22 protein-coding genes and 1 tRNA gene are annotated in these 24,363 nt (G+C 44.4%); 12 read left to right on the top strand and 11 right to left on the bottom strand.

Translation table 11 applies throughout. The features are described 5' to 3' along the window. The first annotated feature begins 366 nt into the window (after positions 1-366). The 3 genes from B0E43_RS16990 to B0E43_RS16980 all read left to right on the top strand — a co-directional run bounded on the left by B0E43_RS16990 (position 367) and on the right by B0E43_RS16980 (position 3,434). Positions 367-437, top strand: a tRNA-Cys gene (locus B0E43_RS16990). Between the two features lie 286 nt (positions 438-723). Then, positions 724-1,194, top strand: a complete 471-nt coding sequence (locus B0E43_RS16985; protein WP_077351959.1) for a (2Fe-2S)-binding protein — start codon at positions 724-726, stop codon at positions 1,192-1,194. Positions 1,195-1,196: 2 nt separating this feature from the next. Then, positions 1,197-3,434 (top strand): molybdopterin cofactor-binding domain-containing protein, encoded by a 2,238-nt coding sequence (locus B0E43_RS16980; RefSeq protein ID WP_077351957.1) that lies wholly within the window; start codon positions 1,197-1,199, stop codon positions 3,432-3,434. Positions 3,435-3,656: 222 nt separating this feature from the next. Here the strand turns inward: B0E43_RS16980 and rpsA are convergent, their stop codons facing one another. After that, entirely contained in the window at positions 3,657-5,438 is a 1,782-nt protein-coding gene (gene rpsA / locus B0E43_RS16975) for a 30S ribosomal protein S1 (protein ID WP_077351955.1), read from the bottom strand. Between the two features lie 324 nt (positions 5,439-5,762). On the opposite strand from rpsA, the gene B0E43_RS16970 reads away from it, so the two are divergent. Continuing rightward, positions 5,763-6,491: a lysophospholipid acyltransferase family protein gene (locus tag B0E43_RS16970; RefSeq protein ID WP_371454711.1), complete on the top strand. Its 729-nt coding sequence runs from the start codon at positions 5,763-5,765 to the stop codon at positions 6,489-6,491. Here the strand turns inward: B0E43_RS16970 and B0E43_RS16965 are convergent. From B0E43_RS16965 to B0E43_RS16950, 4 genes are all read right to left on the bottom strand, one after another. After that, a complete protein-coding gene (locus tag B0E43_RS16965) occupies positions 6,469-7,125 on the bottom strand; it encodes a hypothetical protein (RefSeq protein WP_077351953.1) in 657 nt (218 codons plus the stop codon). The two genes, B0E43_RS16970 and B0E43_RS16965, sit on opposite strands and share 23 nt — an antisense overlap. A gap of 187 nt (positions 7,126-7,312) precedes the next feature. Next, complete coding sequence (locus B0E43_RS16960; protein ID WP_077351951.1) at positions 7,313-8,680, bottom strand: cystathionine beta-synthase; 1,368 nt, start codon at positions 8,678-8,680, stop codon at positions 7,313-7,315. Between the two features lie 243 nt (positions 8,681-8,923). Further along, positions 8,924-10,561: a putative ABC exporter domain-containing protein gene (locus B0E43_RS16955; protein WP_077351949.1), complete on the bottom strand. Its 1,638-nt coding sequence runs from the start codon at positions 10,559-10,561 to the stop codon at positions 8,924-8,926. Beyond that, complete coding sequence (locus B0E43_RS16950) at positions 10,554-11,270, bottom strand: ABC transporter ATP-binding protein (protein ID WP_077351947.1); 717 nt, start codon at positions 11,268-11,270, stop codon at positions 10,554-10,556. Before B0E43_RS16950 ends, B0E43_RS16955 begins: the two co-directional genes overlap by 8 nt. Positions 11,271-11,463: 193 nt before the next feature. Here B0E43_RS16950 and B0E43_RS16945 point away from each other — a divergent pair, with 193 nt between their 5' ends. Beyond that, entirely contained in the window at positions 11,464-12,069 is a 606-nt protein-coding gene (locus B0E43_RS16945) for an outer membrane beta-barrel protein (RefSeq protein ID WP_077351945.1), read from the top strand. A gap of 156 nt (positions 12,070-12,225) precedes the next feature. On the opposite strand, the gene B0E43_RS16940 is transcribed toward B0E43_RS16945, so the two are convergent. From B0E43_RS16940 to B0E43_RS16925, 4 genes are read right to left on the bottom strand one after another with little or no spacing between them, the layout of a single operon-like run. After that, positions 12,226-13,152 (bottom strand): aspartate carbamoyltransferase catalytic subunit, encoded by a 927-nt coding sequence (locus tag B0E43_RS16940; protein ID WP_077351943.1) that lies wholly within the window; start codon positions 13,150-13,152, stop codon positions 12,226-12,228. A gap of 2 nt (positions 13,153-13,154) precedes the next feature. After that, positions 13,155-13,703, bottom strand: a complete 549-nt coding sequence (gene pyrR, locus B0E43_RS16935) for a bifunctional pyr operon transcriptional regulator/uracil phosphoribosyltransferase PyrR (RefSeq protein WP_077351942.1) — start codon at positions 13,701-13,703, stop codon at positions 13,155-13,157. Positions 13,704-13,737: 34 nt separating this feature from the next. Next, positions 13,738-15,354, bottom strand: coding sequence for a hypothetical protein (locus B0E43_RS16930; RefSeq protein ID WP_077351940.1), 1,617 nt, complete (start codon positions 15,352-15,354; stop codon positions 13,738-13,740). Continuing rightward, positions 15,351-15,749 carry an EVE domain-containing protein gene (locus B0E43_RS16925; protein ID WP_077351938.1) on the bottom strand — a complete coding sequence of 133 codons (399 nt, stop codon included), beginning with the start codon at positions 15,747-15,749 and terminating at the stop codon, positions 15,351-15,353. Before B0E43_RS16925 ends, B0E43_RS16930 begins: the two co-directional genes overlap by 4 nt. 235 nt (positions 15,750-15,984) lie before the next feature. On the opposite strand from B0E43_RS16925, the gene polX reads away from it, so the two are divergent. From polX to B0E43_RS16890, 7 genes are all read left to right on the top strand, one after another. After that, positions 15,985-17,694, top strand: coding sequence for a DNA polymerase/3'-5' exonuclease PolX (gene polX, locus B0E43_RS16920; protein WP_077351936.1), 1,710 nt, complete (start codon positions 15,985-15,987; stop codon positions 17,692-17,694). A gap of 158 nt (positions 17,695-17,852) precedes the next feature. Beyond that, on the top strand, positions 17,853-18,140 hold the full coding sequence (locus B0E43_RS16915; RefSeq protein ID WP_077351934.1) for a hypothetical protein: 288 nt from the start codon (positions 17,853-17,855) through the stop codon (positions 18,138-18,140). Positions 18,141-18,286: 146 nt separating this feature from the next. Continuing rightward, positions 18,287-18,856 carry an RNA polymerase sigma factor gene (locus B0E43_RS16910; RefSeq protein WP_077351932.1) on the top strand — a complete coding sequence of 190 codons (570 nt, stop codon included), beginning with the start codon at positions 18,287-18,289 and terminating at the stop codon, positions 18,854-18,856. Then, positions 18,849-19,637, top strand: coding sequence for a hypothetical protein (locus tag B0E43_RS16905; protein WP_077351930.1), 789 nt, complete (start codon positions 18,849-18,851; stop codon positions 19,635-19,637). Before B0E43_RS16910 ends, B0E43_RS16905 begins: the two co-directional genes overlap by 8 nt. Before the next feature lie 37 nt (positions 19,638-19,674). Beyond that, entirely contained in the window at positions 19,675-20,718 is a 1,044-nt protein-coding gene (locus B0E43_RS16900; RefSeq protein WP_077351928.1) for an outer membrane beta-barrel protein, read from the top strand. A gap of 58 nt (positions 20,719-20,776) precedes the next feature. Then, positions 20,777-21,592: a hypothetical protein gene (locus B0E43_RS16895; RefSeq protein WP_077351926.1), complete on the top strand. Its 816-nt coding sequence runs from the start codon at positions 20,777-20,779 to the stop codon at positions 21,590-21,592. A 20-nt stretch (positions 21,593-21,612) separates the two neighbouring features. After that, positions 21,613-22,539 (top strand): DUF4097 family beta strand repeat-containing protein, encoded by a 927-nt coding sequence (locus tag B0E43_RS16890; RefSeq protein ID WP_077351924.1) that lies wholly within the window; start codon positions 21,613-21,615, stop codon positions 22,537-22,539. Positions 22,540-22,599: 60 nt separating this feature from the next. On the opposite strand, the gene B0E43_RS16885 is transcribed toward B0E43_RS16890, so the two are convergent. Both B0E43_RS16885 and B0E43_RS16880 read right to left on the bottom strand, forming a co-directional pair. Then, on the bottom strand, positions 22,600-23,115 hold the full coding sequence (locus B0E43_RS16885; protein WP_077351922.1) for a hypothetical protein: 516 nt from the start codon (positions 23,113-23,115) through the stop codon (positions 22,600-22,602). After that, positions 23,108-24,211, bottom strand: a complete 1,104-nt coding sequence (locus tag B0E43_RS16880) for a ferredoxin--NADP reductase (protein WP_077351965.1) — start codon at positions 24,209-24,211, stop codon at positions 23,108-23,110. The genes B0E43_RS16885 and B0E43_RS16880 overlap by 8 nt, the downstream gene beginning before the upstream one ends. Positions 24,212-24,363 lie beyond the last annotated feature (152 nt).

Raw genomic sequence — 24,363 nt, 5'->3', positions numbered from 1 at the left:
ATATTATAGCTAATTAAATAGTTTAAGGTTCTCTTTAACCCCTGCAAAGGTACTATCCGACGCTAATTTTTCAAATAGAAATTAGGTAGGTCTAAAATGGCCCAAATGTCAAAAATTCAGACCTTATTTAATTGATTTTCAATTAATTGTATGATTATTTTTAATCTCAATTTTATTTAGAATCTTTATAAATAAAAGATTTATTGAACCAAAATCGTACACCCTTGATAATCAGGATTTCAACCTCGGAAAAAGGTTAATTTTCTTTTATTTTGAAAAAATCAGTTGACTGGGAGAACATTTTTTTAAGTTTTCAATGTTTGATCAAGAAAAGAATAATCCTACATTTGCATTCCGAAAACCGATGGTCGAGTGGCCGAGTGGCTAGGCAGAGGTCTGCAAAACCTTGTACAGCGGTTCGAATCCGCTCTCGACCTCAATTTTAAAAGCATCCGCAAAAACGGATGCTTTTTTTGTGCCTCCAAAAGCCTTTTTCAAATTATAGGCAAAACCTTGAACAGGTTCGAACCTGCCTTTGCCGGCAGGCAGGTCCGCTCTCGACCTCTTCCCAAAGCATCCGCAACAGCGGGTGCTTTTTTTATTACCCCCCATCGCTTATTAATTGTCTGATGTCTTGATTCTTATGTCTTGACTCTTGTTTCTCAATTCCGATTGCTTTTCCGGCAGACATTCCCTAGTTTGATTTCCAAACCTTCGAATGTCATGCCCCAAGATATAACCTTGCACATAAATGGCGAATCGCGTACTTTTTCTGCCGATCCCGAAGAGCCACTTCTCTATATCCTAAGAGATGAGTTTGCATTAAATGGAGCAAAATATGGCTGTGGACTGCACCAGTGCGGTGCATGTATGGTCCTCTCCGATTCTGAAGCAAGCTTTACTTGCCTCAGACCCTGCTCAAGTTTTGACGGTGCCAAAATCACCACACTTGAAGGACTGCCAAAAAACGGAAAGCTTCATCCTGTCCAGCAGGCGTTCATTGATACGCAGGCGGCACAGTGCGGCTATTGCCTGAATGGTATGATCATCTCATCGGTCGCCCTTTTGGAAACAAACCCCAAACCTACCGAAAATGACATCCGCGAAGCGCTCAACCCTGTCATCTGTCGTTGTGGCACGCATTCTCGCTTTATCCAGGCTGTAAGACTGGCTTCAGAAAAGTTAAATCCTTAACCATGAAAGATCCCCAACTCCACGATTCCAGTCGACGGTCTTTCCTGAAAACCTCCGGTCACTTGATGATCGGTTTTAGCATGCTTCCTCTTGCCTATTGCCAAACCAAAGGAGCAACCAATGAAATACCTCCTTACTTGGGAACTCCTCTTCGACCGCATATCGACAACAAACTGATTGATTCTTGGATTAGGTTGGATGCCGAAGGGTACCTCACGGTACTTACCGGCAAGCAAGAACTGGGGCAAGGAATAAAAATCACTCTTATCCAAATCGCCGCCGAAGAACTGGACATTTCACCCGACCGATGTCGCATCATCAATTCCGACACCGGACAGACGGCCAATGAAGGTTTCACCGCTGGCAGCAATTCCGTGGAAGGAAGCGGAAAAGCCATCCGGAATGCAGCTGCTGAAGCCAGGCTCTATCTATTGAAGCTTGCTGCCCAAAAATGGAATACCACTCCGGAATCACTTTCCGTAGAAAATGGAATCGTAATATCACCTAAAGGTGATCAAATCAGCTACTGGAAACTTTTGGAGGGAAAATATATCGAAGGAACCGTCACCGGAGAAGCGATTCCAAAGGATCCAAAAAAATACCAATTCGTCGGGCAATCCTTGAAGCGGGATGACATCCGCAAAATGGTAAACGGAGAATCTCATTTCATCCATGATCTGCGGATGCCGGGAATGCTACATGCAAGAGTGATTCATCCGCCGTCCTATCAGGACAGATTGGAATCCATTGATCTTGCTGAGGTAAACACAATGGCAGGAATTGTAAAAGTGATCCGAAACGGAAGCTTTCTCGCTGTGGTCGCCGAACGAGAATATCAAGCTATCAAAGCCTGGGAAAAAATGAAGGCTCTGGCAGTTTGGCAAAAATCACCCATTGAGGTCCTTCCCAACCAGTTAACGGACTCGATAAAGAGCACATCCGGCAAATCGGAGGAAGTTAAGGTCGTTCCGGGTATCACAGACCTTATCGACAAGTCTTCCATCAGTCATTCAGCAGAATATTTCCGCCCTTATCAAATGCATGGATCTATGGGACCTTCCTGCGCATTAGCCCTTTGGGAAGAAAATCTCCTGACTGTCTGGACTGCCACCCAGGGCGTCTATCCGGTAAGGGGCACACTGGCCGACCTATTTTCTCTGGATGAAGAAAAAATCCGCTGCATCGGAGTCCCAGGTTCGGGTTGCTACGGACAAAACGGTGCTGATGATGTGTCCGGAGAAGCGGCGTTGATTGCCAAAGAATTGCCCGGCAGACATATTCGGCTTCAGTGGATGCGTGAGGATGAACACAAATGGGAGCCCTATGGCTCTGTGATGGCTTTTCGACTTTCAGCAGGGATGGATTCAGATGGGCAAATACAAGCTTGGGCCACCACGGTTTGGTCGGATTCTCACAGCACCAGACCTAATGGCAGAGCAGCAAGCTTTGTCTCAGCCCGATATCTGGCAAAGCCATTCGAGTTTCAAAAAGGCGGTTTCTCTGCAGGTTCTTACCGAAACGGAATACCTGAATACACCATTTCCGCCAAGCAACTCCGTCTCTACAACTACTCCGGGCCGCTGCGGGTTTCTTCGCTGAGAGGACTTGGGGCTTACGGAAACACGTTTGCGATGGAATCCTTCTTGGATGAATTGATTCATAAAGCAGGGAAAGACCCGATAGATTTTAGGATAAAAAATCTGGAAGATCCTCGTGCCATTGCTGTTTTGGAAAAACTGGGAGAAAAAAGCCGATGGAACACAAGGCAAAAAACCGCCAGCAACGGTTTCGGAATCGCTTATTCTCGCTACAAAAATTCAACTTCCTATTTCGCAGTCTTGGCAGAAATAGAAATTGACAATGCCTCAAAAACCTATAAACTCAAGAAACTCACCGGCGTGATCGACTCCGGACTCGTCATCAATCCCGATGGGCTCATCAATCAAACAGAAGGTGGAATGATCCAATCGGCGAGCTGGTCTATGTTGGAGGAAGTGCAGTATGATCAGGATGGGATCACCAGCACCGACTGGAGCTCTTACCCGATCCTGCGGATGATGGATGTGCCAGAAGTCGAAGTTCATCTCATCGACCGCCCTGATACTCCACCGACGGGAGCCGGTGAAGCTGCGATGGGACCGGTATCCGCGGCAATTGCCAATGCTATCTTTGATGCGACAGGAAGCAGAATTAGAGATTTGCCGCTCAAGGCTGAAAAGATCGATTGGGAGAAAGTGTAGTGTTGCCTTTGATTTTTGATAAATAATCAAAATTATGGCCGACACCAAACTGAAGCCCTAACTCCTGCAAAGTTTCTTTTGCTACTTGGGATTTTCTCAAATTCTATCATTTTAAAAAGTAAAAAACTCTCCAAGGGATTTTAAACCCTTGGAGAATAAAAAAAAACGCCGACTTTTCAGCCGGCGTTTTTACTATTCAAATTTCAAATTTCTAATCTGAAATTATTTTTTTCCTTCCATTTTCTCTTTCAACTCAGCAAGCGCGTCGATGTCACCCAAAGTTGATTTCTCAGCTTGAGCAGGCATCTCTACTGCATCTTCTTTCTTCTTACCAGGTGCACCTGCAGGAGCGGCAGCTTTCTTAGGAGCTTTAGCTTCTTCCTTGAAGGTAGCAGTGTGAGAAAGAACAATACGCTTATCGTCTTTAGAGAATTCGGTCACTTTGAAATCCAAAGAATCACCAACTTCTACTTGAGTACCGTCTTCTTTCTCCAGGTTTTTCACAGTTGCGAATCCTTCAAGTCCGTAAGGAAGCTCAAGAACTGCACCTTTGTCGTTCTTGGAGTTTACAGTACACTTATGAACAGATCCTACAGGGAATACAGTTTCGAAAGTATCCCAAGGGTTTTCTTCCAACTGCTTGTGACCCAAAGCAAGTCTTCTGTTGTCAACATCAAGCTCAAGAACTGCTACGTCAAGCTCGTCACCAACTTTTACAAACTCAGATGGGTGCTTGATTTTCTTAGTCCAAGAAAGGTCAGATACGTGAACCAAACCGTCGATTCCCTCTTCCAATTCAAGGAAAAGACCGAAGTTGGTCAGGTTTCTTACCACTCCTTTGTGCTTAGTGCCTACTTTGTATTTGGTAGACATATCGCCTTTAGTCCATGGATCTTCGGTCAACTGCTTGATGCCAAGTGACATCTTTCTGTCGTCTTTATCCAAAGTCAATACTACTGCTTCGATTTCGTCACCAACTTTCACGAAGTCAGCTGGGTTTCTCAAGTGCTGAGACCAGCTCATTTCGGATACGTGGATCAAACCTTCAACACCAGGAGCAAGCTCTAGGAACGCACCGTAGTCAGCTACGTTTACAATCTTACCCTGTACTCTTGAACCGATCTCAAGGCTAGAAGCCAAAGAATCCCAAGGGTGAGAAGTCAACTGCTTCATGCCCAAAGAAATTCTTCTCTTGTCGTCATCGAAGTCGAGAACAACAATCTGAACTTTCTGATCAAGCTGCAATACTTCTTCCGGATGATTGATACGTCCCCAAGAAATATCTGTGATGTGAAGTAGACCATCTACACCACCCAAGTCGATGAATACACCGAAATTGGTCATGTTCTTGATCACACCTTCCAACACCTGACCTTTTTCCAGGTTGTTGAGGATCTCTGCTTTTTGCTTCTCGAGATCTTTCTCGATCAACACTTTGTGAGAAACTACTACGTTATCGTTAGCGTGGTTGATTTTCACCACTTTCACTTCCATCTTCTTACCTACATAGATATCGAAATCTCTGATAGGCTTCACGTCGATCTGAGAACCAGGCAAGAAGGCCTCTACACCGTAGATATCTACGATCAGACCACCTTTGGTTCTTCTCTTCACAAGACCTTCGATCACGCTGTCATTTTCAAGAGCGCTCTCAATGTCCTGCCAAGCACGAACGATTTTTGCTTTCTTACGGGAAAGGATTAACTGACCCAAAGCGTTTTCCTGCTCCTCGATGAACACCTCAACTTCGTCACCTGGCTTGATGCCGGCTACGTCACGGAATTCAGAAAGAGGCACAAGACCGTCAGATTTGAAACCGATGTTGATGATTACATCTTTGTCATTTACTCCTACTACCACACCTTTGATCACTTCTTTTTCAGTGATTTCGCTCAAAGTGCCGGTGTACATGGCTTCCATCTGAGCTCTTTGCTCTTTGGTATAGCCCTCTCCGAAACCTTTGGTATCGAACGCTTCCCAGTTAAATTCTTTTGTACTAGACATAGTTATTTTGACTCTGATTAGCCTCAGTCTTAGAGTCGTTGGACTGAAGTTTTGTGGTTAGAAATCAGTGCTTTGGCTACTCCAATACACCCCGCTCACCCGAACGGACTGCAAAAGTACTGATTTTCTTGAATTTCTGAAAAGTCGGAGTGAAATATTCAAGAGCAATGAGGTTGAAATTCAAATTGGATTTCATTAAGAATCCCCCTAAAATTGATCGCAATTCTTCAATTGTTAGAAAATAAAAAGCCCCTGATCGCTCAGGGGCTTTGCAAGCAAAGAGTGGAAGAATAATTACGAACCCAAAAATAACGAATATTCCGGATGATCAAGTTCTTCCAATGGATTTATACCCTTTATTCAGGCCTGCTGTTTATCCTCTTGTTGCTGATCTTTGCTTTGCCCATCCTGATTCCCCTGATGATCAGTGAGCGTGGAGACAAGATTTCCTTTGTTTTTATACGGCTGTGGGCCAGAATCTGGTCTTTTTTTTCTGGGGTCAGGTATGAAATCCATGGTCTGGAAAACATCGACTTGAGCAAGCCTTACATCTACATCTTCAATCACCGGTCGTTCATCGACGCTCCGGTGATTCCGCTGGTGATTCCGCAAGCGATCCGGGCAATTGGCAAGAAGGAACTCTCCAAGATCCCTGTTTTTGGTCAGGTCATTGGAAAGCTTGCGGTTTGGGTGGATCGCAGCGATCCCGAGTCCCGGAAAGTCAGCCTCGAAAAACTGGTCAATTATCTCAGTCAGGGCATTTCCATCGTGGTCGCTCCCGAGGGAACCCGGAATGACAGTACAGAGACTTTATTGCCTTTCCAGAAAGGTGCCTTTCGACTTTCGGTGGATTTGGGGATTCCCATCTTGCCCTTGGCTATCATCGGAGCGGATCAGATCATGAAGCGGGGATCGATCCTGCTCACCCCTGGAAAGGTCCGGATCTACTTTTCCGAAGCGATCTCCCCTCCCATTCCTTCAGACACTTCTGTGAATGACCTAGCAGAAAAATGCCGAAACCGGCTGGAGGCTATGATTGTGGCTCATGAATAACCTCCGGCTCTGCCAGTGCATCCCTCGTCAAGTCCTCAAAAATGGCGTAAATGGCAAAATAACTCACCGGGATCGTCACCAAAATCCCTACAATGAAGCACAGCAGCCCCAGGATATTGAAGACCAGAAGGACAATGACAAAGCCAAAAAACTTCCACCAGTTTATCGTGATCAGCTTGCGGCTCAGCTCAAGCGAAGTCCAGAAATCGGTGCCCGAATACAATGCAAAGGGGATCGCAAACATAAAGGCTACTGCCAGGTAGATCCCTGGTAAAATCAGCGCCAAAATCCCAAAGAAGGTCAAAATACCAGAAATCAAGGAGGTCACGATAACTATTCCCCAATAGGAAAAACCATCGAAATAATTGGAAAACTGAACCTCCACACCCCTGCTGATCCGGTTTGCAACCAGAAAAAAGCCAGCTGTCATAGGCGGGGAAATGATAATACTGACTAGCAGACTGAAATCTTCAAGATATAAAGTGGAAATCCCCTGAATGGAAAAAATCAGCATCGCAAAAGCGACAGAATTCAAGGGCTGAGCTTTGAACATTTCCCAGCCCTTTTTTAGACTTTCCTGAATACTGAACTCGGGGTATTGCTGAAACAGCTTTTGAATCTGTGCTTGGGTCATTACTATAATTACTCTTGCTATTTATGATTTACAGACTTTCGGCCGGCTCTGGCTAAATCAGGCTGGCTTGAAGACGGAAGACAGAAGACGGAAGTGTCGTATAAGCCAGCATTTGAGGTTCTAAAGCTGCCACTTTGAATAGGTGAGACAATTTTTCAATCTTGCAATTTTGAAATTTTCCAATCCCTCACTTCGTAAACGCTTCCAAAATATCATGCTTGGTGATGATGTGGATATTATCCATCGTATCTCTTACCAGCACGGCTTTTTCTTTTTCGACCATTGAGGAAAGCACATCCAAGGTAGAATCCAAAGCGACAAATTTCATGGAACCTTCCATCACCTCTGCCACAGTCCCATCTTTCAGCTCAGGCTTGTCGATGATTTTGGATAAAAGCTTGTTATCGGTCAGGCATCCCACCACTTCTTCTCCTTCCAAAACCGGAATTTGAGATATGCTTCGTCCATTCATCAGCGCGATGGCTTCTTTTACAGAATCCGACTTTTTCACCGAAAGCAGATGGTAGTTACCATTTCGCTGTGCGATGATATCACGTGCAGTGGAGTAGGTTTTGTCCTCCAAGAAACCATGATTTCTCATCCATTCATCATTGTAGACTTTACCCAAATACCGGGTGCCATGATCGGGTAAAATGATAACCATTTGGTCTCCTTCTTTCAGGTGTTCTTTGGCATATTCCAGGGCACCATGTACAGCAGACCCGCAAGACCAACCCACGAAAAGCCCCTCTTCCTTCGCCAATCGACGGGTCATCACTGCAGCATCTTTGTCAGTCACTTTGATAAAGTGGTCAATCAGACTGAAATCCACATTTTTCGGCAAAATATCCTCTCCAATGCCTTCGGTCAAATAAGGGTAAATCTCCTTTTCGTCAAAAATTCCGGTCTCTTTATACTTTTTGAAAACTGATCCATAGGTATCGATTCCGACAGTTACCACATTTGGATTTTGCTCTTTCAGGTATTTTGCTGTCCCGCACATCGATCCGCCTGTCCCAACTCCGGCTGCATAATGGGTGATTTTCCCATCGGTGTCATTCCAGATTTCCGGCCCTGTGGTCTCGTAGTGAGCCAGGGAATTGGATAGGTTATCATACTGGTTTGGGTAAAAAGAATTGGGAATATCACGGTTGAGTTTTCTTGCAACGGAGTAATAAGATCTGGGATCATCAGGTGTCACATTGGTCGGGCAAACGACAACTTCTGCACCCACGGCTCTAAGGATATCGATCTTCTCCTTAGACTGCTTATCGGCCATGGTAAAAATGCACTTGTAACCTTTTGCCACAGCAGCCAAAGCCAGACCCATTCCGGTATTTCCACTAGTACCTTCGATGAGCGTCCCTCCAGGTTTCAAAAGTCCTGCTTTTTCGGCATCCTCCACCATCTTGATCGCCATCCGGTCTTTCATGGAATTGCCGGGATTGAAGTATTCTACCTTAACCAAGACCTCACCTTTGATGTCTTTGGCGAGCTTGTTTAGGCGGATCATCGGGGTATTTCCGATGGTATCGATGATGGAGTTATAGATCATGGTCAGTTATATTTGGATAGACCAAAATTAAAGGAATTTTCCGACCAGTAGAGAACCATACCTATTAATGCCAAATTATATTTTGCGAAGGTTTATGCAGGAATCTGCTACTAAATATTAAAACGGAGATTGATATTGGAATTTTCAGAACAACAACTAATCTATAAGAATGGAAACCAGAGGGGCTTCGACTTCGCTCAGCCAGACACAATTAACATTGCAAACTGATCACTGATCACTGTTTTACATTTCCTTAAACTCGATCCGCTTCAGCACATCCAAGGTCACATGGAGCAAAATGGCTGCGACAAAAGACGTTCCCAAGACCCAGATAAACAAGGTCCAAACAAATTGCTCAGTAATCAAAAAAACAATTACGCTTAGGATCACCGTCGGGATGATCCCAAAGAGGAAAATTCCTCCTATCATGAAAGGTTTGATCAACTTTCGATCCCAGCCTTCATCTAATGCCACCTGAGGAATCAGGTTAATGGAAAATCCGATCAGGTAACATACCACGATCCCGATCAAAAACAACGGAATCAGCCAAAAACTGACATGCGCCAAAAAGACGGATGGAACGATCAAAACTGCTGCAAAAAGCAATGTCTGAATGATATCGAGCTTAATCATATTCCAGAATTTGGCACTCCAGCTTGCAGGAATAAGGATGAAAAACGGCTTTTTAAGATCCCCGATATTTGCCCGGCCAATCCCAGCCATGAAATAGAAAAATAGAAGGAAAAGCAGATAGAAATACAGGACTTTGTGCGAAAACCAGTCGAAGTTGGAAAGCCCAGCCATGATGATCCCGATTCCAGCCATTCCCATCGTGTAGATACCAAAGAGCGGATGAAAATCCTGGCGGCTGCTATGGACGTAATTTCTCCAATAAAAGGCTTTTGCCCCGGCTCCGAAATCCGGCAATGCAAGTTGTTTTTTGGCATTCAGACTATAGGTTCCCTCATCGATTTCCTGCTTTCCTCGGGCTTTGTCCAACTTATCCTCGTTGGTTTTGGTCGCCTCCAGCACATCTTCATAATAATAACCCGCAAATCGGATGACCAGCTTGACCACTGAAAAGTAGGCAAGCCCATACAAACCCAGGTACCCCAATGAAAGGATGATATTACCGTGGTAGGCATAACTCATTATCCCCCTACTCCATCCCACCAGAGGGAATAAATCAAACCAGGGAGATGCTATCCAGGAAAACATTCCTTGCCAGAATTTTTCGGCCATGAATCCAGGAATCAGAATCATCAAAGCCAGTACTGTACCTAATCCAATCACTCCACCCCGGATGTATTCCATCACACCATACTTGGTATGCAGGGTATAAATCAAAAATCGGATCGGGAAAATCATAAAAAAGAAGAGCGCGAATCCCAAAATTAGAAATGCAGCATTTCCAAAAGTCAGTTCAAACTTGCTGGCCAACTGACTTCCTCCGTAAATCACAAAAAGAATCGCACCGCCCAAGGAGGGCAGAATAGACCTGCCCATGTAATATAAAAGCAAATTTTCAGGCTTGACCGGGGCAGTGAAAAGCAAATTGACATCTGCCATTTTGAAAAAAGTGACATTGTTTTTAGTGGCTCGAATCAGCTGAAAAACCAAAAAAGCCAATGCCATCAGGGTAATGCCTCCAACCATATTTTGTACCACAAAATCTGTTTGCGGTAGCCCGTTGATGTCCAGATTTTGGAGCTCTCCCAGGTCTTCATTTTCTCCTCCGGTTGATCTTTGGGAATAGACAAATACAAAATACCCCACCAATATCCCGTAAGGAATCAGCCGGAGCGGATTTCGAAGGATAAGCTTGAGGTTATTGATCAGAATCCACAAGTCCTTCCTGAGCAAAAGCTTTATCTCAAGCATCTTTTGTCATTTCTAGGAAAAGATCCTCCAAGGAAGAACCCTCACTTTGCTCAGCCTGTTGCTTCAAATTGGCAATAGTATCATTGCCGATGATTCTGCCATCTTTGAGAATCATGATCCGGTCAGCGATGGTTTCCACACTGTCGATCAGGTGTGTGCTGACTAGGATGGTTTTGCCTGCTTCTTTTAGAGTTTTGAAAATCTTCTTGGTGTTTTTGATCGCTTTAGGATCCAGGCCGATCATCGGTTCGTCAAAAAACAACAGTTGCGGATCTGGCAAAAGGGCACAGCAAATCGACACTTTTTGGCGCATTCCCTTAGACAGGTCTCTTCCCAGTTTGTTGGCTTTGTCATCCAATTCAAAAATTTCCAAAAGCTCCTGAGCCCGGCCTTGCCAGTCTTTCACTCCATATGCCTGGGCAATAAACTGCATGTGTTCTTTTACAGTGAGCAGGTCATATACATAAGGCGTCTCAGGAATGTAGCTGAAAAACCGCTTGGCCTCCACACTCAAATGGTCATAACCTCCGATGGTGATTTCCCCGGAGGTCTTGCGGAGCAGTCCGACGATGCATTTCATCGTAGTACTCTTACCGGCTCCATTAGGTCCAAGCAGTCCAACCACTTCTCCTCCATCCAGATGAAAAGTAATGTCATCGACCGCATTTTGCTTGCCGTATTTTTTGATCAGGTTTGTGACTGTGAGCATGAAAAATTCATTTTGCGATTTTCAGCATAATATCCGCTTCGTCCAAAGGAATAAGGAATAAAGCGGAAAATAATCCATAATTGAAGTCTTATGGTTTTCGGATCTTTCATGCAAACCGACTTGTATCCCTAGAGGTTTGTTTAGGTGGAATCTTTTTTGATAATTCACAAAACTTATAAACTCATTTCAACCTATGAAAAAACTTTTCGGAGTATTGTTGATCCTTCTCATGGTGCACACTGCCAATGCACAGCAGGCGGGTGGATTTAGATTTCAGATGGACTTGGGCACAGCTGTTCCAAAAGATGGTGGTATTGGGGCATTGATAAATCTGGAGCCACAGATTTTGTTGAAAGACAACTTGGCTGTTGGTCTTCGCTTTGGCGTGGCAGGCTTGGCCAAAGACGTAACCTATTATTCTATCCCTGAAGACTACGATGGGGAAATTGCCGCCAACGCTTCCATCACTGGAACGATGAATTATTATTTTAACAAGGGAAACAGCCGGGTGGCACCCTACATCGGGGCGGGTTTTGGGTATTTTGCCCTGAGCAACATTGACATTGAGGAGGAAGATATTGATGCGGATGAGGTCGGAGACTTGGAGGCTAGTTTTGCCTGGGCACCCATGGTGAGAGCCGGGGTAGAACTTGGAAAATTCCGAATTGGAGCCGAATACAATTTTGTCCCAAAAAGTGATCTACAGGATGTTGGAGGAACAGTGATAGGTGAAGCTATCAATGAATATTTCGGATTCACACTGGGCTTTTTTGTCGGTGGAGGAAAGTGGGGGAGATAATTTCGGATTTGAGATTTCGGATTTCGGATGCTTCGACACACTTCGACCAGCTCAGTGACCCAGCTCAGCATAGGTTTTGGATTTGAGATTTGAGATTTCAAAAAAAATGGCGGTGAATTGAGTTTCACCGCCATTTTCGTTTCAGTCCTGCTTCGACTATCCTTTTACTCCAGCCAACAAATACAATACCGCCATTCGGACCGCAACTCCATTTTCCACCTGATTGAGAATGATGGAATGTTCCGAATCAGCCGCATCTGAGCTCAATTCCACGCCCCGGTTGATCGGTCCGGGGTGCATGATTACAATTTCCTTATTGAGTGCCTGAAGCATTTTTTTGTTGATTCCATAGTAAAGAGAATACTCTCTCAGACTTGGAAAATACTTGATCTGCTGGCGCTCCAATTGTATCCGAAGCACGTTGGCCACATCGCACCATTCAAGGGCTTTTTTGACATCCAGTTCCACTTTCACACCCAGACTGGAAATGTATTTTGGCAATAGAGTAATTGGACCGCAAACCATCACCTCGGCTCCCAGCTTTTGCAGGCAGAAAATATTGGAAAGCGCGACTCTGGAGTGCAGAATATCCCCGATGATGGCAATTTTCTTTCCTGTTAAGTCTCCGAGTTTTTCCTGCATCGAAAAAGCATCCAAAAGCGCCTGAGTAGGATGCTCGTGAGTACCGTCTCCTGCATTGACAATATTTGCTGTAATACTTCTTGACAGAAAATGGGGAGCTCCCGGGCTGGCGTGTCGCATCACAACCATATCCACTTTCATCGCCAGGATATTGTTGACCGTATCCACCAGTGTTTCTCCTTTTTTCACGGAGCTGGTAGCAGAGGAAAAATTGACCACGTCAGCGCTGAGGCGCTTTTCGGCCAGTTCAAAAGAAAGCCGGGTACGGGTGGAATTTTCAAAGAAAATATTGGCAATCGTGATGTCGCGAAGAGAAGGAACTTTCTTGATCGGTCGGTTGATCACCTCCTTAAAATTGGCTGATGTTTCGAGAATCAGTCGGATATCCGTCTCAGTGATGTCTTTGATTCCTAGCAGGTGTCTAGTGCTGAGTTGCGACATGGTTAACTTTTAACTTTCTCTATGATCCAAATTGCATCGGCTGGGTGTCCCTGTTCGGTCCATTCCACTACCACATACTGGCTGTCCAGGGTATTCACTTTTACCCCAAAATAATCCGGCATAATCGGAAAATCCCTGGTCAGCCGGCGGTCCACTAGGACCATTAGCTCCACTTTTTGAGGTCTGCCAAATGCTATCATGGCGTCCATTGCCGCTCTCACCGACCTGCCCTTGTACAGTACATCGTCGATAAGGATGACTTTTTTACCTTCTACCAGAAAATCAATTTTGGTCTCATTGGCTTTGAGGGGAAAATCTCTTCTTCGGAAATCGTCTCTGTGAAAAGTCGCGTCCAGGTATCCTGAGGGCACTTTGACACCGGATATCTGCTCCAACAAGGCTACGATTTTATCTAAAAGTAAAGTTCCTCTTGGCTGGAGTCCCAGGATTACAGTGTTTTCGAAATCGTCGTGATTTTCGATGAGTTGGTAGCAAAATCGCTTCAGGGTAATGGCGATCTGCTGCTGATCGAGTACAAGCCGCTTTTGCATGTGGTGGATTTGGGCGTAAATATAGAAAATAAAACTAGTCCTGAACCTTCTCAGGCTGGTACAAATCCCCGTCCACAAGAATTTTACTCATGAAAAACACATCCCGGATTTCCTCCTGATTTTTGGTATTCATGGAGCGAATGGATTGCTGGCCTGTCAGAATAAAGTATCGGTCGTACCAATGCACCAATCGGAGTGTTTCAAAATCCGTACTTCTGATCCGCTCATTTTCATCCGTAAGCTCAAGATCAAAGGACATTTGCTCAAATATTTTTTCCCCATTTCTGAAAAAACTGGCCTTGATCACATCATTTTCTGCATAGAGGTGGAAGAGGTCATCTCCGACTACAGCGATCTCCCCAAATGGCTCAGGGTATTCAGTCGTAAAATCACCATAGGTTGCCGAATTGTCCCAAATCACTTCACCTGCTTTAGACACTTTCATGAAGTGTGCCGACTCGTATTGATATTCATTGGTCACTGGGAAAGATTGAACAGGCATATTGGGCGAAACAAACGGGTCCATGTAGTAAGGGGCATAGCCCATTCGGTTGATTCGATCATAGCGGTAGGTATTGGTTGGAGACATTCCCCCTGGCCGCCCGCCTCTGGCACTTACGATGTTGATTTGGTCAAAATACATGTAATAGGCATCCTCAGTTTCCCGGACATCACGTATCGAATAGGTATTTCGGATCAGCGGAATTTTTGACTTTTCCAGTTCCTTCACTATTTCCTCGTCACGCTTAACTTTTTGTTTTTCTGGCAGGTAATTAAAAAAATTAGGAAAATCTTCCAGTGTATATAGCTTGAAATCATATTCCCCAAATTCATTGATTTCCATAATGTACATCCCCTGTGAGGCGCTTCTTCCGTCCAGACCAAAGGATCCGATCATCACCTGCTGGTAATCCTGATCTGCAAGCAGCAATCCCTCCAAAATCTCCTGGTCCTGCTCCCCAAACTGATCCACTTTGATTTCCCGAACCAAATTTCCAAGCATATCAAATGTGACTATGGAGGTTTCCCGGACTTTATATTGTCCCCTTCTGCTAATTACGACTTCCAGGGCCTCTAATTCAGGCATTTTCCGGATCTGCAGGACCTGAGTATTGTTTCCATAAACTCCCTGAACTGTTCGGATGGTTTTATTTTCCAGGTCAAAAATCTGTAGCACTGGCCTCCCTTCGGAATTCCCCATGAATACCGCTTTCCGATCCTGGACCAGAAACTCCACCAATTCAATTTCAAGCAGGTTTTCGGCCGGAAACTCAAATCCCTGATTGGAATCTAAATCCACTTGGAGGATGTATTTGTCCCTGTTTGTTGGATTGCCTTTTGACATCAACACAAACAAATCGTTTCCATCCGTATCATATCCAACCATCTCATAGCCGGGTCTGAGACTAAGCTCAACCATACCTTTGGAAAGAAGGTCCTGGTCTGTCACAAAAAATTGAAAAACCTTTTGAGAGGAAAAATTCCTTGCCTGAAAAGTCCTGAATGAAACCAGGCCATCAGGGATCCGCATCATCTCAAAAGTTGGATCGTAAGGCAGACCAACCACCTCAAATCTGGAAATAAACTTCACCTGGGCCTGGAGAGCTAGTCCCGAAAAAAGAAAAATCAACAGGGTCAGCAGGCCTTTCATTTGCTCATGGATAAAATCAGGTTGAATTCCTCTTTGGTCACCGACATCACCGAAAGTCTCGATTGTCTCAGCATTAGCATTTGCGAAAGACGATCCTCTGATTTGATCGCCTCTAGGCTAACCGGATTGACGAAAGTTTGTTTGGCTTTTAGACTTACCGCAACCCAAGCATCGTCTTTTGGATCGGGAAATGCCTCCAGGGAAACTTCCGCCAAACCCACCACTGCTTTATCTTTTCCGCTATGGTAAAAAAGTACCGGGTCACCCAGATGCATTTCTTTGAGAAAATTTCTTGCCTGATAGTTTCTTACCCCGTCCCAAACATCTTCGCCCTTTTTTGCAAAATCTTCCCAAGAATAGGAGCTCGGTTCGGTTTTGACCATCCAGTAGTTCATAGGTTGTATTTAGATTTTGGGTGTTATTTAGATAATTGTAAATGGTAAACAGTAAGTCGTCTTGGCAACCTTTTTACCACTTACCACTTACTATTTACTTAAAATTCTGTTCACAGCGACTCTAACTTTAATTTGTCCTCCGACTGTCTACTCACATAAGATACCCCAAAGACCTTTAAATTGAAACAATAATTAAAGACATTTGTCTGAGTACTGACACGAAAATCTGACTGTTTTGGATCATAAAACGATTTTAAAAAAGCTAAAGCTGTGTATTCAGCTGATGGAGCTTCACGATGAAAATCCCTTCAAAATCCGGGGTTACCAAAGTGCACTGATTTCACTTGAGCGTGGAGATCAGGACATTATGGAGTTGAGTGATCTGGAACTCACCCAAATTAACGGGGTAGGTAAAAGCATAATTGAGGCCATCCAAAGCCTAAAAGCCACTGAATCTTTTCCTTTGCTGGATCAACTTTTGGAAAAAACTCCTACTGGAATTCTCGAAATCCTTCAGATCAAAGGGCTCGGTCCAAAGAAAGTCAAAACCCTTTGGGAAGAATTGGGCATCACTTCCACGCATGAACTGATGGAAGCCTGCCAGTCCGGAATAGTCGCCAAAATCAAAGGCTTTGGTGAAAAGACCCAGGAATCCATCATCCAAAATCTGGAATTCAAAGCCTCCAATGCCGGAAAATGGCTTTTTGCAGATATAGAAGACACCATTGAAGGATTTACCTTATCACTCAAAAACCTGTTTGGTAATTCTCAGATTGCCATAGTCGGAGATTTTGCCCGGAAAATGGAAATCATCTCCGAGACTGAAATCCTGATCAGTTCAGAGGAATTGACCGATGTCAGGTCAAAGCTCAAATCGCTGGAATCCATCGAATGGAATCAATTGGAATCAGGTCCAAGAACCTGGAAGGGCAATCTTACTGACCTGGATTTGGAAGTGATTTTTCATTTCTGCGCACCTGTTGATTTTCCATGGAAAAAATTGGCATTCACCGGATCCAAAGCCCATTTGCTAAGCTATGTGGATGATTCTGAAACAATAGCAGAAAAGCTGATCAAAAAAGATTACGGATCAGAGGAGGAATTTTTCACCAAAAATCAACTTCAGTTTATCCCTTCAGAAATGCGGGAAGGTTTTGATGAAGTGGAATTGGCCAAAGAAAACAAAATCCCCGAACTGCTGCAGGACTCGGATCTAAAGGGCATTTTGCACAACCACTCTACCTACAGTGACGGCAAACACAGTCTGAGACAAATGGCTGAATACTGCAAATCGCTGGGATACGAATATCTGGGGATTTCCGATCACAGCCGGACTGCCAGCTATGCCGGCGGTCTGGAGATCGAAAAAGTTATTAAGCAACATGCCGAAATCGATGAATTGAACAGGGAATTGGCTCCGTTCAAAATCTTCAAAGGCATTGAAAGCGATATTTTGGGAGACGGAAGTCTAGACTATCCAGATGACGTGTTGGCGAGTTTTGACTTTGTCGTTTCTTCTGTTCACTCGATTTTGAATATGGACATCCACCGGGCAACGGACCGGTTGCTGCGGGCAATTGCCAATCCATACACCACGATCTTGGGACATCCGACCGGTCGGCTTTTGCTCCGGAGAGAAGGTTACCCGATCGACCATAAGACCATCATTGATGCCTGTGCCATCCGAAACGTGGTCATCGAAATCAACGCCAATCCTTGGAGACTGGACCTCGATTGGAGATGGGTGAGATACGCTTTGGACAAGGGAGTGAAACTCTCCATCAATCCCGATGCACACGAAATGGAAGGCTATTCCGACATGAAATACGGCGTACTCGTTGGGAGAAAAGGCGGTTTGACTAAGGAAATGACACTAAATGCTCTTAGCCGTGAAGAAATAACCGCTTTCTTTGCAGAGCGAAAAAAAAGTAGGCAGTCTCAGTAAACAGGTAGCAGAATTTGAAAATCTCTCATGCTTCTTGCTACTTGAATTTTATTTCTTGTCTCTTTCTTCTTGCCTCTCGGTTCTTGGCTCTTGTTTCTTGCATCTCGTCTCTTTCCTCAAATTCTTGATACTAAAATCTAACGTCTAGATACTATAAAATGAAATGGTCTGACCTACCCGAACCTGTCCTTCTCCAACGCGCTTTTCTTTTCGGAATCACCGGAATTGTTTTGGGTGCGCTTTCCATTCTCAATTCCACCTGGCATTTTGTCGAGGCTCCGATGGGTCCTCTGAATGGAGTGAGCCTTTTGCTTCAGTTTGCGGGACTGGGTATGGCGATCATGGTTTTGAGGAAAAGGAAACTTGCCCAGGAATTCAAGGAAAAGTCCCAAATGATGATTCTGATCCTGACTGTAGCTTTGCTGTTCTTCATATTTTCCCTTTAATCTTAGAAAGGTTCCCATTTCAAAAGCCTGAAATCAACTGATTTTCAGGCTTTTTATTTTATGGGGTAAAATATTTAACTTTTTTTCAGATCCCAACGCAACCAATTTTTACTGACCCGCATCTACCTATTTGAAAGCCAACCGGAATGTTTAACAGACCCAACTTTTCTACTGAAGAAGGACTTATAAAGGGATGCCTTAAGGGTGATCGGTCAGCCCAGCGTCACTTGTATGATTCCTATTCAGGGAAATTTCTGGCCATCTGCATGCGATACCTTAAGGATCGCGAACATGCCGAGGATGTGATGATTGAGAGTTTTATGAAAATCTTCGACAAACTGTCCCAGTTTCAACACAAAGGGAGCTTCGAAGGTTGGATGAAGCGGATAGTAGTCACTCAGGCCCTCATGACCTTGAGAAGCAACCGTCATCTGATGATGGAAGTAAATCTGGAAGCCGAGTACGAATACAGCGACCACCACTACGAACTGACTCATTTGGAGGCAGCCGAGCTGATGGAACTGGTACAAGGGCTGCCGGTAGGATACCGCACCGTCTTCAATCTATATGCGATTGAAGGCTATGCACACCAGGAAATCGCCGATTTGCTGGGAATAACCGAGAGCACTTCCAAATCTCAACTGAACCGGGCACGAACATCGCTCAAAGAAAAAATTGCCAGTCTGCAACCCAAAACCAAGACGAACCATGGCTAAGACAAACGAACAATTCGACCAGCATTTCAGAGAAAAGTTGGACGGACATCGCGAAAAACCAAGTGCTCTCGCATGGGAAAGGCTAGAAAGCCAACTCCCAAAACAATCCAAACCCAAGCTGGGGATTTGGTGGGCGATAGCTGCTTCAGTCACAGCTTTATTGGTGGCCGGGTACTCGTTTTGGCCAAAAGAAGAAGGCATCAACAAGGAAAACCTTGTGGCAGAAAAGACCGAACTACCAGTAGAAAACCAGATTGAATCCACAACTGAAACGCCTTCTATCGCTGAAGAAATCACTAAAACTGAAAAAAAGACAGCACCAGATACTAAAGGGAGCAAGCCTGAAGAAAAACCGAAAACCAACCAGAAAACTAAACCAACTCCTGCTCCGGTTTTGACTCAGGCTCCTCAAAATCTGATCGCTCAGTCCGAAAACAAATCAACCGAACCCTCCACTGTTGTTCCTGTGCCTGAACTTAAGACCGACGAGCTTCAGGTAAAAATCCCAGAATTGAACACTCCGGAAATCGAAAAAGCCATTGCCCAAACTGCCGCTCCTGAAGAGGAAGCGCCACTCTATCGGGTGAGCATTTATTCCAACGGAGTCAAAAAAGGAGAACCTCAGGACAAAAACCTCATCACCGAACTTGGCAAGACCGTAGGCCAGGTGGAAGGATTGTTGGGCAAGGTAGATGACGGGCTGATCAGCCTTCAGGACAAAAAAGACAACCTCTTTGCATCGCTGACTACCAAGAAAACACAAGTAGACGAAAAACCTTAAAACTAAGCCAACACACCTCCTATAATTGAATCTAATCATGAAAAAATACTTGCTTTTATTTTGCCTGATGGCATTGGTTCAGGTGGCTTTTGCCAACAGCCTGAAAGATTTCCCAATTCAAACTCAAGACACCACTCAAAAAGACAGCGTGGTCATCGAATTTGGCAAAGCTGGAAAAGTCGTCATCATTGTCGAGTCCAAAGAGGACTTTGAGAAACTGAAACTGATGAACCTAAATCAAATCATCAGCGAGCTCGATCTGGAAGAAAATGTAGATACTGGCGAACTTACTATCGTAGAAATCCGCAAGCGTGACGGATCGGTGAAAGAAGTGGTCAAAGTCTACGAAGATGGCGGAAACACCGAAGTCAATGTGGCCGGAATGAGAGTCTATGTAGATGAATCCGGAGAAAATACCAGGGTAAAAGTCGAAACCGGTACCAAAAAGAAATCAGACCCTCCTTTCCGATCTTATTTCAGCATGGACTTGGGTGTGAACAATTACCTGGAAGACGGTGGATTCCCGACCTCAGACAAACCTTATGCAGTAAAAGGCTGGGGTAGCTGGATGGTCGGCATGAACTGGATGGCGGCTCAGCGGATCTCCAAAGGCTTCTATTGGGACTTTGGAATCGGATTTCACTTCTACAATTTCAAATTCGAAAACCGCGATTACCAGGCAGTACGCGGTGAGGATGCCATCGACTTTGTACAAAGAACAGATGTAAACGGTTTCAAAAGCAAAATCTCCTCCTCCTATCTGACAGCGACAACCATGCTGGAACTTGACTTTGGGAAGATGAAAGACCAAGGGCGAAGAGGAATGAGGATTGCTGCTGGGCCCTATATCGGCTATAGATTGGGTGGACAGTCCAAGTATGTGTATGAAGAAATTGGCGGATCAGGCCGTCAGAAAGACAAAGAAGCAACTGGACTTTACCTGGAAAACTTACGCTACGGTGTCCGTGGAGAATTGGGAGTCGGAAGGGTGAAATTCTTTACCACTTACGATCTAAATGAGCTTTTCCAGGAAGGAAAAGGCCCGGCACTTAATCCGATCACTTTCGGAATAGTATTCTAAAAACTGCCCGGGGGAGAGCAATCTCCCCTTTTTCTACCGCTTTTAAACTTCACCAACTATGAAATCGATTTGCATAACAGCAATACTTACCTTTTTATCCCTTCCCTTATTTTCTCAGGAAAAATCCGCCATGGAAGGAGAAAAGTCCAAGGTCTACACCGTTTTTGGCAAAACCTGGCAAGTCACCAAATATTCTGATGGCTCAAAAATTTACGAATGGGACATCGAAGACATCGACTATTCCAATTACCACAGTAATAAATACTCCAAATTTTCCACCAATTTTCTGGAGCCTGAGGTTGGAATCAACATTTGGCCCTCTGATAAAGGGGCTCCTGCCGTGAAACCTTGGGGAAGCTGGTATGTCGCGCTGAACACCACCGGAACCTGGAAACCCAGCAAGAATTTCCATCTGAAATCTGCACTTGGAGTGAACTGGTACAACTTCAAATTTGAAGATCCCAATCAAATTGCAGTTAAAACACCGGACGGATTGGAATTTCAGGATTTTCAGGACGACCTAGGAATAGTGGATGGCACAGCGACAAAATCCAAAATCTCCGCCTCCTTTGTCAACCTCACTCTGGTACCTTCTGTCCGGACCAATGATGGAAATTTCCGATTTGGTGTCGGAGGATATGCTGGTCTGAGGATAGGTGGAAGAGGGAAGTTCGTCTATGAAGACAGTGATGGCGACAAGCAAAAGCAATTCGAAAAGTCCAACATGTACGTGGACAATTTCCGATATGGACTTCGCTCCGAATTGGGAATCGGTGACTTCACCCTTTTCATGAATTATGATCTCAATGACCTTTTCGAACCTGGAAAAGGGCCTGAATTGCAGGCAATGAGCTTCGGAATATTACTCGACTAATCAAAAACAACCTATACAATATGAAAACGCTTTACACCAAAATGTCCCTGGCATTTGCCCTGCTACTCGTATCCGCAGCAGCTTTTGCCCAAAATGTCATTGTTGACACCAAAAAGGCCTACCCCGGAATCAAAAAAATCGAAGTGGAAAGTGGCTGGCTCAATGTCACCTATACTGGCGGTTCAAGTTCGGAAGTCAATGTAGAAGCCTTCCTCGAATCCAATGATGACGATCAGGACATTGTTTTTGTCACAATCGGTGATGTGCTGAAAATCACCCATACCAAAAAGGAAAACAACTATAACTGGAATTCCAAAAATAAGGGCTACATCAACATTACCGGCCCTGAAGCCATTGCTTTGGATCTGAAAGGCAGTTCCGGCAATATCTCTGTGGAAAATGTAAAAAATGAAACCACTTATCTGAAAGTTTCTTCCGGAAGACTTACCGCTACAAACATTGCAGGAGATCTCTCTATTCGGGCAAGTTCCGGAAATCTGACAGTGACCAATTTGGAAGGAAATATCGAGGGGGGAATCACTTCGGGAAACGCCACTTTCAATTCGATCAAAGGAGATGTGGACTATGAATCTACCAGCGGATCCTTGGATGCCAATGATGTGACCGGTGAAATCAATGTAGGCCTCACCTCAGGCAATGCCAAATTGAACAATGTCGGAAAATTGGGTTCCATCCGATTCACTTCCGGAAATATCCGGGCAAACAATGCCGGTCTGGGAGAAAACACCAATTTGAATGGTACTTCCGGAAATTTCAACATCCAGACACCTTCCAACCTGAAGGAATTCAACTTCTCCCTGAAAGCTTCCTCCGGAAATCTAAAAGTAGGCGGGATCAATACCGGAAAAACCCTTGAAATCGAAAACGGTAGCGGACCATGGGTACGCGGAAGTATCTCCTCCGGAAATATCACCATTGTGAATTAAAGAATTTGAGATTTGAGATTTGAGATTTGAGGTCAATTTCAAATCTCAAATCTCGAACCTTTAACTTAACTCAGGCCGGGAAGCTTCTCTCACGAGTTCCCGGTCTTCTTTTTTCAACTTCATTAGTCGGGCCATCCGATCAGGACTGGGTTTGGCCAAAGAAAAGAAAACCAAAGCCACCGCAAAAATTACCGTGAATACTGGATTTTTATTCAAAAGCAATCCGACCGTTGTCAAAATTGATACTGCAAAAAGGATCAAAAAACGCTGACTGGTAGCTTGAGTATAGATTTTAACTTTTTCCACCAGCTCAGTCTGTTGAAAGCCGGTTTTGATTTTTTTGTGGAAAATCACATTTTGAGCCACCAATATCAAGGAAGAAATACCAGCTAATGCCCACTCGAAAAATTCAGGCAGCCTTGGCAAATCCCAATTCACATTACCTGAGTTTTGGAAGAGATAAACCATCCCAAAGGCCGGCAAGGCAAGGATCAAAATAAGAACTGTCAGCCTTTCTGTTTTCTGGTAGATGGGCCGGATTTCCTGTAATTCCAAAATAGCGTGAGTTTTATTCAATGGTGATTTTGATGTCGTCAGTCAATGGCCTGGACACGCAGCATAGTACATAGCCAGCGGCAAGTTCCTTTTCACTCAAACCGGCATCTTCATCCATTTTTACCTGACCACTCAGCACTTTTCCTCGACAAGCGGTACAAAGTCCGCTTTGACAGCTGTAGGGCATATTCAAACCTGCACTAAGGCCGGATTCCAATACAGTTTTACCAGGACTGACAGTAACCAAGTGCTCGTCTCCTTCCAAAATTATGGTGACATCGCGGGAAAGAATTCCTTTGTTGATTCCTGCCAATGCTTCCTCATGAGCCTGATGTGCAGCTGCTGAGTAAAAACTTTCCTGGTGGATTCGTTCTTTGTCTATTCCCAATTCTTTCAGGACTTCTTTTGCCGTATTCATGATTCCGTCCGGCCCACACATGAAATAGACTTCTTCATAGCGCTGCTCGTATTCGGCTTTTGCAAAAAGTTCTTTTAGCAAATCAGCTGAAAGTCTTCCCTTCAACCCCGTCCATTCAGAAGATGGCTGGCTGAGGTTATGAATGACTTTAAGCCGGTCAGGATTGCCTTTTTCGAGCAGATTAAGTTGATTCTTAAAAATAATCTGCTCCTCGTTTCGGCTGCTGTAAATCAGCGTTACGATGGAATTCGGCTCGTTGACGAGGACAGTTTTGAGAATTCCCATGATCGGGGTGATCCCGCTTCCTCCCGCAATCAGAAAGAAATGCCTTCTGTTTTTGGAATGAAATTCAGTGGTAAAATGTCCCAAAGGCTTCAGGACATTGACTGTTTTCCCCGGAAAGATTTTTTCATTCAGAAAATTGGAGAAAAGCCCTTCGGAAACTCTTTTAACAGTGATTCCGGGAAAAGGATCCACAAACGGGGAAGTGCAAAGGCTGTAGGATCTTCGCTGCTCTTTTCCTTCAAACTCCATCACCAAAGTCAAAAATTGACCCGGTTTGTAATCCAAAAAAGGCTCGGGCTGCTCAAAATAAAGAGTAACTGTATCTTCTGTCTCTCTGACAACCTCGCGTACTTTGAGGGGCAAATAGGAATTGACTTTAACTTCTTCTTTCTTCCTCTTGAATATGTTGAACATCTGGGATTTTCTGGATGGTATTTCGGCTGCAAAATTAAACCCCGAGCCGGGATAATTGTACACTCACTTGTTAAATTCACTATCAAAACTCCAAATCAGATAAGGAAGTTTGCTTTTGAAAGAGAATTATCATTTCCATCCCCTCAATTTTG

This window comes from Algoriphagus sp. A40, assembly GCF_002002735.1.
Lineage (GTDB): Bacteria > Bacteroidota > Bacteroidia > Cytophagales > Cyclobacteriaceae > Algoriphagus.
The sequence above is the reverse complement of the archived record's forward strand: the minus strand, read 5'-3'. Positions and strand labels throughout refer to the sequence as shown.